Origin of the sequence: Pseudomonas sp. URMO17WK12:I7, assembly GCF_003269045.1 — a bacterium.
Classification (GTDB): domain Bacteria; phylum Pseudomonadota; class Gammaproteobacteria; order Pseudomonadales; family Pseudomonadaceae; genus Aquipseudomonas; species Aquipseudomonas putida_J.
Genome location: NZ_QLTL01000015.1, coordinates 37,592 through 51,118, shown reverse-complemented (window position 1 = coordinate 51,118; position 13,527 = coordinate 37,592). Strand labels below are relative to the sequence as shown.

11 protein-coding genes are annotated in these 13,527 nt (G+C 63.8%); 8 read left to right on the top strand and 3 right to left on the bottom strand.

What is annotated here, in order from left to right; genetic code table 11:
* Positions 1-16: 16 nt before the first annotated feature.
* A complete protein-coding gene (locus H040_RS20730) occupies positions 17-2,407 on the top strand; it encodes a TonB-dependent siderophore receptor (protein ID WP_027918456.1) in 2,391 nt (796 codons plus the stop codon).
* Between the two features lie 96 nt (positions 2,408-2,503).
* Here H040_RS20730 and H040_RS20725 read toward each other — a convergent pair whose 3' ends face one another.
* Positions 2,504-3,379 carry a helix-turn-helix domain-containing protein gene (locus H040_RS20725; protein WP_027918457.1) on the bottom strand — a complete coding sequence of 292 codons (876 nt, stop codon included), beginning with the start codon at positions 3,377-3,379 and terminating at the stop codon, positions 2,504-2,506.
* A 185-nt stretch (positions 3,380-3,564) separates the two neighbouring features.
* On the opposite strand from H040_RS20725, the gene H040_RS20720 reads away from it, so the two are divergent.
* From H040_RS20720 to H040_RS20705, 4 genes are all read left to right on the top strand, one after another.
* Positions 3,565-4,461 (top strand): DMT family transporter, encoded by an 897-nt coding sequence (locus tag H040_RS20720; protein WP_027918458.1) that lies wholly within the window; start codon positions 3,565-3,567, stop codon positions 4,459-4,461.
* 62 nt (positions 4,462-4,523) lie between these two features.
* Positions 4,524-6,032: a glucosyltransferase domain-containing protein gene (locus tag H040_RS20715; protein WP_143512530.1), complete on the top strand. Its 1,509-nt coding sequence runs from the start codon at positions 4,524-4,526 to the stop codon at positions 6,030-6,032.
* Between the two features lie 2 nt (positions 6,033-6,034).
* Entirely contained in the window at positions 6,035-6,397 is a 363-nt protein-coding gene (locus H040_RS20710) for a GtrA family protein (RefSeq protein WP_033696121.1), read from the top strand.
* Positions 6,394-7,332 carry a glycosyltransferase family 2 protein gene (locus tag H040_RS20705; protein WP_027918461.1) on the top strand — a complete coding sequence of 313 codons (939 nt, stop codon included), beginning with the start codon at positions 6,394-6,396 and terminating at the stop codon, positions 7,330-7,332. The genes H040_RS20710 and H040_RS20705 overlap by 4 nt, the downstream gene beginning before the upstream one ends.
* Before the next feature lie 96 nt (positions 7,333-7,428).
* Here the strand turns inward: H040_RS20705 and H040_RS20700 are convergent, their stop codons facing one another.
* Together H040_RS20700 and H040_RS20695 are read right to left on the bottom strand one after the other, a co-directional pair.
* Entirely contained in the window at positions 7,429-8,403 is a 975-nt protein-coding gene (locus H040_RS20700) for a 2-hydroxyacid dehydrogenase (RefSeq protein ID WP_027918462.1), read from the bottom strand.
* An 80-nt stretch (positions 8,404-8,483) separates the two neighbouring features.
* Positions 8,484-9,431, bottom strand: a complete 948-nt coding sequence (locus H040_RS20695; RefSeq protein ID WP_027918463.1) for a LysR family transcriptional regulator — start codon at positions 9,429-9,431, stop codon at positions 8,484-8,486.
* Between the two features lie 180 nt (positions 9,432-9,611).
* Here H040_RS20695 and H040_RS20690 point away from each other — a divergent pair, with 180 nt between their 5' ends.
* The 3 genes from H040_RS20690 to H040_RS20680 are packed head-to-tail and all read left to right on the top strand — an operon-like array spanning position 9,612 to position 13,520.
* The gene (locus H040_RS20690) at positions 9,612-11,141 is read left to right on the top strand and encodes an efflux transporter outer membrane subunit (RefSeq protein WP_027918464.1); all 1,530 of its coding nucleotides are present in this window, start codon (positions 9,612-9,614) and stop codon (positions 11,139-11,141) included.
* Positions 11,138-13,315: an FUSC family protein gene (locus H040_RS20685; protein WP_027918465.1), complete on the top strand. Its 2,178-nt coding sequence runs from the start codon at positions 11,138-11,140 to the stop codon at positions 13,313-13,315. Before H040_RS20690 ends, H040_RS20685 begins: the two co-directional genes overlap by 4 nt.
* 4 nt (positions 13,316-13,319) lie before the next feature.
* A complete protein-coding gene (locus H040_RS20680) occupies positions 13,320-13,520 on the top strand; it encodes a DUF1656 domain-containing protein (RefSeq protein ID WP_008097766.1) in 201 nt (66 codons plus the stop codon).
* The last annotated feature ends 7 nt before the right edge of the window (positions 13,521-13,527 follow it).

The window sequence follows — 13,527 nt, the reverse complement described above, 5'->3', positions numbered from 1 at the left end:
TCACAGGTCAGCGTCCATGAAGTTCACCCCACGTTGCGTTCCCCTCTGGCTCGGCCTTTCAGCGTGCTCGGCCATCACCGCGGCCCCTGGCCTCATGGCTGCCGAGCAACTTCAACTGCACGCATTCGCCCAGCCCAGCCAGCCGCTGGCGCAAGCCCTGAATGCCTTCAGCCGTGCCACTGGCCAGAGCGTCGTCTACACCCTCGAACTGCCCAGTGTGCAGGCCCCGGCCCTCAACGGCTCGTTCAGTGCCGAACAAGCTCTGCAGCTGCTGCTGGGCAACACCGGGCTGGCCTGGCGCCGCCTCGACGCGCGCACCCTGACGCTCGAACCCGTGGATACTTCCGGCGCCCTCAACCTGCAGGCCACCACAGTGACCTCGCAAATGGACAGCTACAGCTATCAGCCGCCAGCCAGCGCTTCGATCATGCGCGGTCAGGGGCCGTCCCAGGACATCCCCCAGGCGATCAACGTGGTGCCGGCCCAGGTGATCCGCGACCAGGCCCCGCGCAACCTCGACGACGCCCTGGCCAACGTCAGCGGCATCACCCAAGGCAACAACTTTGGCGGCACCTCAGACACCGTGATGAAGCGCGGCTTTGGTGACAACCGCGATGGCTCGATCATGCGCGATGGCATGCCGCTGGTGCAGGGCCGCAGCCTCAATGCCAGCACCGAGCGGGTCGAAGTGCTCAAGGGCCCGGCCTCGCTGCTATACGGCATCCAGGACCCGGGCGGGGTCATCAACGTGGTCAGCAAGCGCCCGCAACTGCAGCAGTACAACGCCCTGACCGTGCGCGGCTCCACTTACGGCAGCGGCAAGACCGGCAGCGGTGGCGGGTTCGACAGTACCGGCGCGTTGGGTGACAGCAACTTCGCCTACCGCCTGATCGTCGATCACGAGGACGAGGACTACTGGCGCAACTTCGGCGTGCACCGCGAGTCGCTGGTGGCGCCGTCGCTGGCCTGGCTTGGCGAAGACACCCAGGTGGTGCTGGCCTATGAGCACCGTGAATTCCTTTACCCGTTCGACCGTGGCACGGCGTTCGGCAGCAACGGCCACCCTCTGGACATTCCTGCTACCCGGCGGCTGGACGAGCCATTCAACGACATGGAAGGGCGTTCCGACCTGTATCGCCTGGAAGTCGATCACCAACTGGCCGACGACTGGAAGCTGCACTTCGGTTACAGCTTCAACCGCGAGACCTACGATGCCAGCCAGGTTCGCGTTACCGGTGTGAACGAAACCAAGGGCACGTTGACGCGCAGCATCGACGGCACGCACAACGCCATGAGCCGCGACCAGTTCGCTACCCTGAGCCTCAATGGCAATGTCGAACTGGCTGGCATGCAGAACGACCTGCTGTTCGGCATCGACCATGAAGACCGCAAGATCTTTCGCGGCGACCTGATCCGTCAGTCCTCTCGGTCCACCTTCAGCTACGTGAACCCGATCTACGGTCAGGAAGTGGAGGGCACTGCAGTGCGTGCCAGCGACAGCGACCAGACCGACAAGCTGCGCACCGATGCCTTGTTCGTGCAGGACGCGTTGCACCTGGACGAGCACTGGATCCTGGTGGCAGGCGCGCGTTATCAGCAATACGACCAGTACGCCGGCCGCGGCCGCCCGTTCAAGGCCAACACCGACGCCAGTGGCCAGGCTTGGGTGCCCCATGCGGGCATCGTCTACAAGGTCGATGACCAGTTGTCGTTCTATGGCAGCTACAGCGAGTCGTTCAAGCCCAATTCCAGCATTGCCCCGCTGACCGGGGGCGTGGTGCTGGATTCGTCGGTGGCGCCGGAAGAGGGCAAGTCGTGGGAACTGGGCGCCAAGCTGGACATGCCAGGCAGCCTCACCGGTACCCTGGCGCTGTTCGACATCACCAAGCGCAACGTGCTGGTCGCCAACTTTGACAGTGGCACCGGTGAGACGGTCTACAGCAACGCAGGTGAAGTCAGCTCGCGCGGTGTCGAACTCGACCTGACCGGGCAGCTTAGTGAGCGTTGGAGCCTGATCGGCAGTTATGCCTTTACCGATGCCAAGGTGACCAAGGATCCCGACCTGCAAGGCAACCGCCTGCAGAACGTGGCCCGGCATACCGGTTCGCTGTCGGCGGTGTATGACTTTGGCAGCCTGTTCGGTGGCGATCGCCTGCGCTTCGGCGCCGGGGCGCGCTATGTGGGGGAACGGCCGGGGAACTCGACCAATACCTTCGACCTGCCGAGCTACACCGTGGCCGATGCGTTCGCCACCTATGAGACCAAGCTGGACGAGCACAACGTGCGCCTGCAGTTGAACGTCAAGAACCTGTTCGACAAGGTCTACTACAGCTCGGCGGTGAACCAGTATTTCGTCGCCATTGGTGATGCGCGGCAGGTGAGCCTGTCCAGCACCTTCGAGTTCTGAGCCTTAATTGCCGGGGCCGCTTCGCGGCCCATCGCCGGCAAGCGCGGCTCCCACAAGGATCGCGCCAGTTTTAAGAAATTGAGCAAGACAGCGGCTTCAGCCACGAATGGCCGAACGGTACTCTCCAGGTGTTGCGCCCATCGCCTGGCGGAAGCGGTTGCTGAAGTGGCTGGCACTGGCAAACCCGCACGACAGTGCCACCTGGCCCAAGGGCAGCTCGCCCAGGCGCAACAGCTGGCAGGCCCGATGCAGCCGTCGCGCCAGCAGGTATTGATGTGGCGGCAATCCGAAACTGGCGCGGAACATGCGCGCAAAGTGGTATTCGGACAAATTGCAGCGCAATGCCAGTTCGCCCAGGGTGATGGGCTGGTCCAGGTGCGCTTCCATGTAGTCGACCAGCTGCCGGCGCAGGTTCGGCGCCAGCCCGCCTTTCAGGCGCAGGCCATTGCGTACCCCGACCTGGCCAAGCAGTGCATGGTCGACAATCTCATGCGCCAGGCTGCTGGCCAGCAGGCGCTCACCGGGCTCGTCCCAGTTCAGGCGGATCAGCTGGCGAAAGCGTGTGGCCTGCTGCGGATCGTCCAGAAAGGTCGCTTCCTGCAACTGCAGTTCACGTGGTTCCCGGTCGAGCAGGCGCACGCAACCCAGGGCGAACTGCGCCTCGCTGACATACAGGTGCGCCAGGCGGATTGCCCCGTTCACCACCCAGTTCGACTCGTGCCCTGCCGGCATGATGCACAACTTGCCCGGCGCGCCCTTGTCGGCCGGGCGCTGGCGGCGGAAGGTGCCGGTGCCGTCGGCGATGTAGCACGACAGCGTGTGGTGGCTTGGTGCCTGATAGTCGCGGGCGTCGTCGCGGTTGCTCCACAACGCCGCCGCCAGCCCGTCGCCCAGCTGCGCGCTCAGCTCCAGCCGGGCGTTTGGCGAGGCATGCATGGCGTTGAACACTTGCAACTGGGTGAGTGGGGTCATGGCGCAATCCTCTTGCCAGCCATCCTACTGCCACTTGGGCTGGCGTACAGCTACCCGCGGGACAAAAGCGCAAGTTTGTGCAAGCGGGTAAACACCGATCGGCAGAACACTGCTGATCCCTGTGGGAGCGGGCTTGCCCGCAAAAAGCCAGATACCGAAATCGAAAGGCCCAAGGAACCGCCGCCATGAACCTGTCCCTTTACCTGCTCACCGTCCTGATCTGGGGCACCACCTGGATCGCCCTGAAACTGCAATTGGGCGTGGTCGCCATCCCGGTGTCGATCGTCTACCGCTTCGCCCTGGCCGGGTTGATCCTGTTCGCCATGCTTCTGCTCACCCGCCGCCTGCAGCCGATGGGGCGGCGTGGTCACCTGATCTGCCTGGCCCAGGGACTGTGCCTGTTCTGCGTCAACTTCATGTGCTTCCTCACCGCCAGTCAGTGGGTTGCCAGTGGCCTGATCGCCGTGGTGTTCTCGACCGCCACCTTGTGGAATGCCCTCAACGCCCGGGTCTTCTTCGGCCAGAAGATCGCCAGCAATGTCCTCGGTGGTGGTGCGCTTGGCTTGCTCGGCCTGGGCCTGCTGTTCTGGCCCGAGCTTTCGCATCACTCGGCCAGCCGTGAAACCCTCTATGGGCTGGGCCTGGCTCTGCTCGGCACACTGTGCTTCTCGGCCGGCAACATGCTCTCGAGCATGCAGCAGAAGGCCGGGCTCAAGCCCATGACCACCAATGCCTGGGGCATGGTCTATGGTGCGTCGATGCTGGCGGTGTACTGCCTGCTCAGCGGTATCCCGTTCGCCATGGAATGGAACGCCCGCTACATCGGCTCGTTGCTGTACCTGGTCATCCCTGGCTCGGTGATCGGCTTCACCGCCTACCTGACCCTGGTCGGGCGCATGGGGCCGGAGCGGGCGGCATACTGCACCGTGCTGTTTCCGCTGGTGGCGCTGAACGTGTCGGCCTTTGCCGAAGGCTATCAGTGGACGACACCGGCGCTGCTGGGGCTGGTGGCGGTGATGGTGGGGAACGTGCTGGTGTTTCGCAAGCCTGCACGTCCACAGGGTGTGGCCTTGGCGCGTTAGCGCAGTTTTGCAACTGGCAAAAATGTCAGATGTGCATTCGGGCAGTCTGACTAGACTTCGCCGTGTATCCCTGGGGGGAACCGACGATGTCATGGAACACGCCGCTGACGGGCACACAACGCTGGTTACTGTGCTCAGCCGCTTTGCTGTTGCAGATTGTGCCGCTGCTGATGGCGGACTTGCCGGCACTTGACGACTACGCGCGCCAGCAACTGGCGCGTAATGACTGGGAGGCGGTCGGTCGCCCGCTGGCAGTGACAATGCATATGCTGTTCAGCTTCGGGGCTGATGCGGTGAACGTCTACCCGTTGCCGCTGATCGTGGCGACCCTCGTCGCCGCACATGCGCTGGCGTGCCTTGCCCGGCACTGGTTCGGGTTACCAACGGCCAGTGCGGTACTGGTGGTGCTGCCCTTGTGGATGCAGCCCATGTTCCTGCAGAACTTGTCCTACCAGTACGATAGCGCGTCCATGGCGCTGGCGCTGGTTCTCAGTGTCTGGGCGATCATTCTGGGCCGCGCGTGGCCGGCTCGGTTTCTGCTCGGCAGCCTTCTTGTGGCGCTGGGGGCTGCACTTTATCAGCCGACCGTGAACGTTTTTGCAGGCTTGTGCTGCATCGAGGTGATGCGTCAGGTCATGGATGGCCATCGGCTGGCGAGGATTTGCCGATACGCCGCCTTGCGCTTGGGCCAGCTGCTGGTGGGGTGTGGTTTCTATTACTTCACCTGCAACTGGATGGTGCTCCGTGGGCGCGCGGAGTTGCTCGCGGTCGATGACCACTGGCCGGCGGCCATCTTGCGACACCTTGCGGCCACGGCAGAGGTGGTCAACTTGCTGATCACGCCCTGGATATTCTGGGGGGCCATTGGCCTGGGCATACTGGCGCTCGGAGGGCTGGGCAGGCAAATCCGAATCGTCTGGTTGCAGCCCTACGGCGCGGGTGAACGCTTGGGGCTGGTGGCGTTCCTGCTGCTGCCGATGGCGCTGCTGGTGCTGTGTGTACCTGGCGTGATGCTGGTGCTAAGGGATTTTTCCCCTGACCCGCGCGCGTTGATGGGCCTCGGTGCTGTCCTGGCCCTGTTGCTGTACTTAGTACACGATGCATTGTCTGCTCTACCGCGCTTGCGTTTGGGAGTGCTGGTGCTGACGGCGGTGGCCATGCTGTCTGTATCGTTTGCCTATGGCCGAGTTCTGCTGTGGCAAAAAACCTTGCTTCAGTCTGTGAGTCAGTCGGTGGCGCATGACCTGTCATCGTTGCCTGCCAGGCAGTACTACCTGCTCGATTACTGGCAAGCCAGGCTTTGGTTGCCAGCGGCCAAAGGGACGCTGCGCAACTTGCCGGTGCTGGAGCGGATCAACCCTAACAATTTCGTGATGTTGCCGGAGATGCTGCCGCTGGTCGGTATCGACCAGCTTCATACCTTTTACCAGCCGCCACCGCTCAGTCGCGAACAGGTATTGGCTGCCAGCCCGTCACCGCAGTTGGTCAGACAACTGTATGACATCCATTTGCTGGGCGACGCTGCCTATGTGTTGTTCAAGGTGCCACCTGCGCCTGCCGGAGGGCATTGAACATGCGTCGATTCGCTCGCTACGGGCTGGTCGGCATCGGCAACACGCTGGTGCACTGGGGGGTGTTCCTGTCGCTGCACCTTGCACTTGGGCTGAGCCAGGCGCAGAGCAACTTCTCAGCCTTCGTAGTGGCATCGAGCCTGTCATACCTGGTCAATGCTCGCTACACCTTTGCAGTCAGGCCGACAGGGCGGGGGTACATCATTTTTCTCTTTGGAATGGGCAGCTTCAGCCTTGTGCTGGGGGCCGTTGCGGATTGGGCAGACCTGTGGCCTGGCGTGATATTGCTGACATTTTCGGCAGCCAGCCTGGTAGTGGGGTATTGCTTTACACGCGGGGTGGTTTTCAGAACGAGGGCGCCATGAACATTACTCTGATCGTGCCGGTGTACAACGAGCAGGACACTCTGCAACGCTTCTATCATGCGGTGCGCAATGAGCCGACGCTACAGGGCGTGACGGTGGAGATCCTGTTCGTCAACGACGGCAGCAGCGATGCCAGCGAAGACATCTGCGCGGAGCTGGCAGCGCGGGACGAGTGGGTCACAGTGATCAATTTTTCGCGCAATTTCGGCAAGGAGTCGGCGTTGTTCGCTGGCCTTGAATATGCCGAAGGCGATGCCATGGTGCCGATCGATGTCGATCTGCAAGACCCTATCGACGTCATTGCGCAGATGCTCACGCTTTGGCAGGAGGGCGCCGACGTGGTGCTGGCCAAGCGCCGCAGCCGGGCCGCCGACACGCCGCTCAAGCGCTGGAGCGCGCGCTTCTACTACCGCCTTCACAATCGCATCGCCTCGACCCCTATCGAAGAAAACGTGGGCGATTTCCGCCTGCTCGACCGCAAGGTGGTGACCGCGATCCGGCAGTTGCCCGAGCAGCAGCTGTTCATGAAGGGCGTGCTGTCGTGGGTGGGCTTTCGCACCGCGATCGTCGAATACGACCGGCCGGAACGTGCGGCGGGCAACAGCAAGTTCAGTTTCTGGCGTTTGTGGAACCTGGCACTGGACGGCATCACCTCGTTCAGCACCGTGCCGTTGCGGCTGTGGAGCTACGTGGGCGCAGGGGTGTCGCTGTTCGCCTTTGCCTTTGCCGTGTACATGCTGGTCGACAAGATGCTGCACGGCAATGATGTGCCGGGCTATCCCTCGATGATGACGGCGATCTTGTTTCTTGGCGGGGTGCAGCTGATCGGCATCGGCATACTGGGGGAGTATGTCGGGCGGGTCTACCAGGAAACCAAGCATCGGCCGCGCTATGTGGTGCGCAAGGTACTGGGCAGGCGGCGGCAGCCCAGATGAAATGTGTTGCCTGTACCGGCCGCCCCACAGCTATTGCGCGGTCCCTGCAGGAGCGGCTTCAGCCGTGAACAGGCCGTTACAGGCGCTAGCGCATTGTCAGCCCTTCCACACCTGCGGATTCACCAGGTCCCGCGGCCGCTCACCGAGCAACGCCGCACGCAGGTTTTCCATCGCCCGGTTGGCCATGGCCTCACGGGTTTCGGCCGTTGCCGAGCCGATGTGCGGCAAGGTCAGCGCGTTGGGCAGCTTGAACAGCGGCGATTCGCTCAGCGGCTCTTTCTCGTACACATCAAGGCCGGCGCCACGAATGCTGCCGTTCTGCAACGCTTCGATCAGCGCCGTTTCGTCGACCACCGGGCCCCGGGCGATGTTGATCAGGAACGCGCTCGGTTTCATCAGCTTCAATTCACGGGCGCCGATCAGCTTGCGCGTGGCATCGGACAGCGGCACCACCAGGCAGACGAAGTCGGACTCGGCCAGCAACTGGTCGAGGCTGCGGTATTGGGCGCCCAGTTCCTGCTCCAGCGCACCCTTGCGGCTGTTGCCGGCATACAGGATCGACATGTTGAAGCCGAAGCGGCCACGCCGGGCGATAGCCGCGCCGATGTTGCCCAGGCCGACGATGCCCAGTGTCTTGCCATGCACATCGCTACCGAAGTGCATCGGTGCGACCGTGGCCTGCCAGTTGCCAGCCTTGGTCCAGGCGTCGAGCTCGGCGGTGCGGCGGGCGCAGCCCATGATCAGCGAGAAGCCAAGGTCCGCGGTGCTTTCGGTGAGCACGTCGGGGGTGTTGGTAAGGGCGATACCACGCTCGTTGAAATAGTCGACGTCGTAGTTGTCGTAGCCGACCGAGACGCTGGACACCACTTCGAGCTTGCCCGCGCCTTCGAGTTGCGCGCGGCCGAGCTTGCGGCCGGCACCGATCAGGCCGTGGGCCTCGGGCAGGGCCTCATTGAACTGGGCGCTGATGTCGCCGAGCTTGGGGTTCGGCACGATCACGTTGAAGTCTTGCTGCAGGCGCTCGGCCATGGCCGGGGTGATGCGGCTGAAGGCCAGGACGGTTTTTTTCATCGGGCAACTTCTCAGGGCGGTGGATGGGGTTGATTGGTTAGCAACCTACCATTGTCCACCGCCGCCGTGCAGCAGCTTTTTCAGTTGGCGATCAGCAGTTCATGGGTTTTCAGGTCGGCTTCATGGGCCGCCAGAATCTCTGGCAACGAGTTGCGCAGGTACTCGACCCAGGTCTTGATCTTGGCATCCAGGTACTGGCGCGAAGGGTAGATGGCATACAGGTTCAGCTCCTGCAGCCGGTACTCCGGCATCACTCGCACCAGGCTGCCGTCGCGCAAGCCATCGATCACCGAGTAGATCGGCAGCACGCCCATGCCCATGCCACTGCGGATTGCGGTTTTCATCGCATCCGCCGAGTTGACCTGGAACGGCGAGCTGGTGATGTTCACCAGTTCCTGGCCTTCCGGGCCGTCGAACAGCCATTTTTCCAGCGGGATCACCGGGCTGACCATGCGCAGGCAGGCGTGCTTGAGCAGGTCGACCGGCTTGTGCGCAAAACCGTGCTTGGCCACGTACTCAGGCGAGGCGCAGACAATGCTGTAGGTGATGCCCAGGCGCTGCGACACGAAGCCCGAGTCCGGCAGCTCGGTGGCCAGCACGATGGACACGTCGTAGCCCTCGTCGAGCAGGTCGGGCACCCGGTTGGCCATGGTCAGGTCGAAGGTCACATCCGGGTGCGACTCGCGGTAGCGGGCGATGGCATCGACCACGAAGTGCTGGCCGACCCCGGTCATCGAATGCACCTTCAGCTGGCCGGCAGGCCGCGCATGGGCGTCGCTGGCTTCGGCTTCGGCTTCTTCGACGTAGGTGAGGATCTGTTCACAGCGCATCAGGTATCGCTTGCCCGCCTCGGTCAGGGCGATGCGCCGGGTCGTGCGGTTGAGCAGCCGGGTTTGCAGATGGGCTTCCAGGTTGGAGACCGCCCGCGACACGTTCGCGGTGGTCGTATCCAGTTGCGCCGCAGCAGCGGTAAAGCTGCCTAGCTGGGCTACGCAACTGAAAGCACGCATGTTTTGCAGGGTGTCCATGGGTCACTCTCAAGGTAGAGGACAAAATTGTGTCACGAAGTAACGCGAATGTGCGTTCGACCAAAGCCGGATTATCGCTGTTTCGGTAACAAAGATTCGCAGGAATATGCGCTTATCGCCAGTGCGGCGGCCCCCTAGAATTGCCCGGCCCCTCCACCTCTTCCTCGGGAAATCGCAGCTGTGCCGCGTCGCATCATCAGAACGCTTCAAGTGTTCAGTGCCTGTGCCCTTAGTCTCACCTTGAGCGGCTGTATCGGAACCTGGGGTATCGCCCCGCAAAGCAAGACCTTGCAAGCCAACACCTTGAGCACCGACGCGGCCATTCGCGAAGCGGCCAGCGACGCGCACTGGCCTGACCAGCGGTGGTGGCACGCCTATGGCGACCCGCAACTTGACCGTTGGATCGACCTGGCGGTAGCCGGTAGCCCAAGCCTAGCCATGGCGGCAGCGCGTGTGCGTGAAGCCAAAGCCATGGCCGGTGTGGTCGAGTCGGCGGAAAAGCTCCAGGTCAATGGTGATGCCACGCTCAAGCGGCACAACTGGCCCGAGGATCAGTTCTATGGCCCAGGCGCGCTGTCGGGTGCCAACACCTGGGACAACAATGCCGCCTTCGGCTTCAGCTACGCGCTGGACCTGTGGGGCCGTGAGCGCAATGCCAGCGAGCAGGCAGTGGACCAGGCCCACATGAGCGTGGCCGAGGCTCGCCAGGCCCAGCTGGAACTGCAGAACAACGTGGTACGTGCCTACATTCAGCTGAGCCTGCATTTCGCCCAGCGCGACATCGTCAAGGCCGAGCTTGAACAGCAAGAGCAAATCCTGGCCTTGGCCAAGCGTCGTTTGGACGGCGGCATCGGCACCCATTTCGAGGTCAGCCAGGCCGAGGCACCGCTGCCCGAAACCCATCGCCAACTCGACAGCCTTGATGAAGAAATCGCCCTGACCCGCAACCAGCTCGCGGCGCTGGCCGGTAAAGGCCCGGGGGAGGGCGCGCAGTTGCAGCGGCCGACCCTGGCGCTCGCGGCGCCGCTTAAGCTGCCATCGAACCTGCCTGCCGAACTGGTCGGCCAGCGCCCGGACGTGGTCGCCAGCCGCTGGCAGGTCGCGGCCCAGGCACGTGGCATCGATGTCGCCCACGCCGGGTTCTTCCCCAACGTCGACCTGGTCGGCAGCCTGGGCTTCATGGCCACCGGTGGTGGCCCGCTGGAGTTCCTGACCGGGCGCAAGTTCAACTACAACGTTGGCCCGGCGATCAGCCTGCCGATCTTCGACGGTGGCCGCCTGCGCTCGCAGCTGGGCGTTGCCTCGGCGGGCTATGACGTGGCGGTGGCGCGGTACAACCAGACCGTGGTCGGCGCGCTGAAGAACATTTCCGACCAGCTGATCCGCCGCGAGTCGATGAAGGAACAGTCGCATTTCGCCGCCGAGTCGGTGGCTGCTGCGCAGAAGACCTATGACATCGCCACGGTGGCCTTCCAGCGCGGCCTGACCGACTACCTCAATGTGCTCAATGCGCAGACTTTGCTGTTCCGCCAGCAGCAGGTGCAGCAGCAGGTGCAGGCCGCACGCCTGATCGCCCATGCCGAACTGGTCACCGCCCTGGGCGGCGGCCTGCAGGCCGGCCAGGACGTGCCGAAGGAAGAACGCCAGGGCGCGCCGAAAACCCCGGCCACCCTGGCCATTTTCGACAAGAAGCCGGATAACGCCGAATGAGCACTTCCAGTTTGCCCGTGCGCTGGCTGCAAAGCCTCGAATGGCGCCGGGGCTTCTTCGCCTGGGCGCGTACCGATGGGGTGACCTGGGTCTACATCTTCAAGGTGCTGGCGGCAGCCTTTATCACCCTGTGGCTGGCCATGCGCCTGGAGCTGCCGCAACCGCGTACGGCGATGATCACCGTCTTCATCGTCATGCAGCCGCAGAGCGGGCATGTGTTCGCCAAGAGTTTCTATCGGGTGCTCGGCACCCTGGCTGGCTCGGCGATGATGGTCGCGCTGATCGCGATCTTCCCGCAGAACACCGAGCTGTTCCTGCCCAGCCTGGCGGTGTGGGTCGGCCTTTGCTCGGCCGGCGCCATGCGCTACCGCACCTTCCGCGCCTATGGCTTCGTCCTCGCCGGCTACACCGCGGCAATGATCGGCCTGCCAGTGCTGCAGCACCCTGACCAGGCGTTCATGGCGGCCGTATGGCGGGTGCTTGAAATTGCCCTGGGCATCCTGGTGTCGACGTTCGTCAGCGCCGCGATCCTGCCGCAGTCGGCCAGTGCCGCCATGCGCAACGCCCTGTACCAGCGCTTCGGTGTGTTTGCCGGGGTGGTGGTGGAAGCCCTGCGCGGTGATAGCCAGCGTGACCGTTTCGAGACCAGCAACGTGCGCTTCGTCGCCGAAGCGGTGGGGCTGGAGAGCCTGCGTAACGTCACCGCCTTCGAAGACCCGCACATGCGTCGACGCTCTGGCCGCCTGGTACGCATGAACAGTGAGTTCATGGCCATCACCACGCGCTTCAACGCCCTGCATCGCTTGCTGGAGCGCCTTCGCGCCCGTGGTCCGCTGCAGATCGTCGGTGCCATCGAGCCGGGGCTGAACACCTTGGTGGAGCTGTTGCAGCCCTATGTGGGCCGGGCGCTGACCGACGCCGATGCGCTGCGCCTGACCCTGGAACTGGCGGCCTACAAAGAGGGCCTGCAAGCGCAGGTGCGTGGCCTGCGTGCCGACTATGTAGCAACCGGCCCCAGCGAATCCGATCTGCTCGACTTCCATACCGCGTTCGAGCTGCTCTACCGCTTCGTCGACGAGATGTACAGCTACGCCGAAACCCACGCTTCGCTGGCCGCGCACAAGCACGAGCGCGAGCAGTGGGACGAGCCCTATGTGGCGCAGACCAGCTGGCTGGTGTCGCTGGCCGCCGGTGTGCGGGCGTCGGCGGTGCTGTTGCTGCTGGGTAGCTATTGGCTGATGAGCGACTGGCCCAGCGGCGCCATGATGACCCTGATCGCCACCGTCACCGTGGGCCTTTCGGCCGCCTCGCCAAACCCCAAGCGCATGTCGTTCCAGATGGCTTGCGGCACGGCGATCGGTGCCTTCATCGGTTTCTTCGAAACCTTCTTCGTCTTCCCCTGGATCGACGGCTTCCCGCTGCTGTGCATGGTCCTGGCCCCCGTCTTCGTGCTCGGTGCGTTTCTGTCGTCGCGGCCGGCGTACGCCGGTTACGGCATCGGCCTGCTGGTGTTCTTCGCCATCGGTTCGGTGCCGAACAACCTGACCGTCTACGACCCGTACAGCTTCATCAACGATTACATCGGCATGGTCATCGGCATGTTCGTCTGCGCCGCGGCGGGGGCGATCATTCTGCCGCCGAACAGCCGCTGGCTGTGGAGCCGCCTGGAGCAGGAGCTGCGCGAGCAGGTGCTGTTCGCCATCAGCGGGCGCCTGCGCGGCATCGGTTCGGCCTTCGAAAGCCGCACCCGTGACCTGCTGCACCAGGCCTATGGCTTGGCCGCCGGCAAGCCGCAGGTGCAGAGCCAGCTGATGGGCTGGATGTTCACCGTACTGGAGGTTGGCCACGCCGTCATCGAGTTGCGCAAGGAGCAGGCCCGCGCGCCGATCCACCCGGCCTACGCCGAATCGCAGCCGTGGCGCCAGGCCATTCGCGTCATGGGCCGCGCCCTGGCTCGCCTGTTCCTGCAGCCCAACGCCAGCAACCACGAGCGCGCCCTGGTCGCGGTGGACCACGCCATCGCCCGCGTGCAGGCCACCGACGAACCTTTTGCCCGGCACTTCGACACCTCGGTGCTGCGCCGCGCGCAGAGCTACCTGCACTTCATCCGTTCTTCCCTGCTGGACCCACAGTCGCCGCTGGCACCGGCGAAAGGATTGCACCATGTTCCGTGAAAGCATGCCCCGTGAGATCGCCTTCCATGGCGTGTACATGCCCACCATGACCCTGATGTTCCTGTTTGCCCTGGGCCTGGCCTGGGGCCTGGACCGGTTCATCGCCAGCCATGATGGCTACCGCTTCTTCTGGCATCCGGCGCTGCTGCGCCTGAGCCTGTTCGTCTGCCTGTTCGGCGCCCTGGCGCTGTCGCTCTACTGGTGAGAATCCT

Coding starts and splice junctions, on each gene's coding strand:
- H040_RS20730 (WP_027918456.1), top strand. CDS start 17: ATGAAGTTCACCCCACGTTGCGTTCCCCTCTGGCTCGGCCTTTCAGCG.
- H040_RS20725 (WP_027918457.1), bottom strand. CDS start 3,379: ATGACCCCACTCACCCAGTTGCAAGTGTTCAACGCCATGCATGCCTCG.
- H040_RS20720 (WP_027918458.1), top strand. CDS start 3,565: ATGAACCTGTCCCTTTACCTGCTCACCGTCCTGATCTGGGGCACCACC.
- H040_RS20710 (WP_033696121.1), top strand. CDS start 6,035: ATGCGTCGATTCGCTCGCTACGGGCTGGTCGGCATCGGCAACACGCTG.
- H040_RS20705 (WP_027918461.1), top strand. CDS start 6,394: ATGAACATTACTCTGATCGTGCCGGTGTACAACGAGCAGGACACTCTG.
- H040_RS20700 (WP_027918462.1), bottom strand. CDS start 8,403: ATGAAAAAAACCGTCCTGGCCTTCAGCCGCATCACCCCGGCCATGGCC.
- H040_RS20695 (WP_027918463.1), bottom strand. CDS start 9,431: ATGGACACCCTGCAAAACATGCGTGCTTTCAGTTGCGTAGCCCAGCTA.
- H040_RS20685 (WP_027918465.1), top strand. CDS start 11,138: ATGAGCACTTCCAGTTTGCCCGTGCGCTGGCTGCAAAGCCTCGAATGG.
- H040_RS20680 (WP_008097766.1), top strand. CDS start 13,320: ATGCCCCGTGAGATCGCCTTCCATGGCGTGTACATGCCCACCATGACC.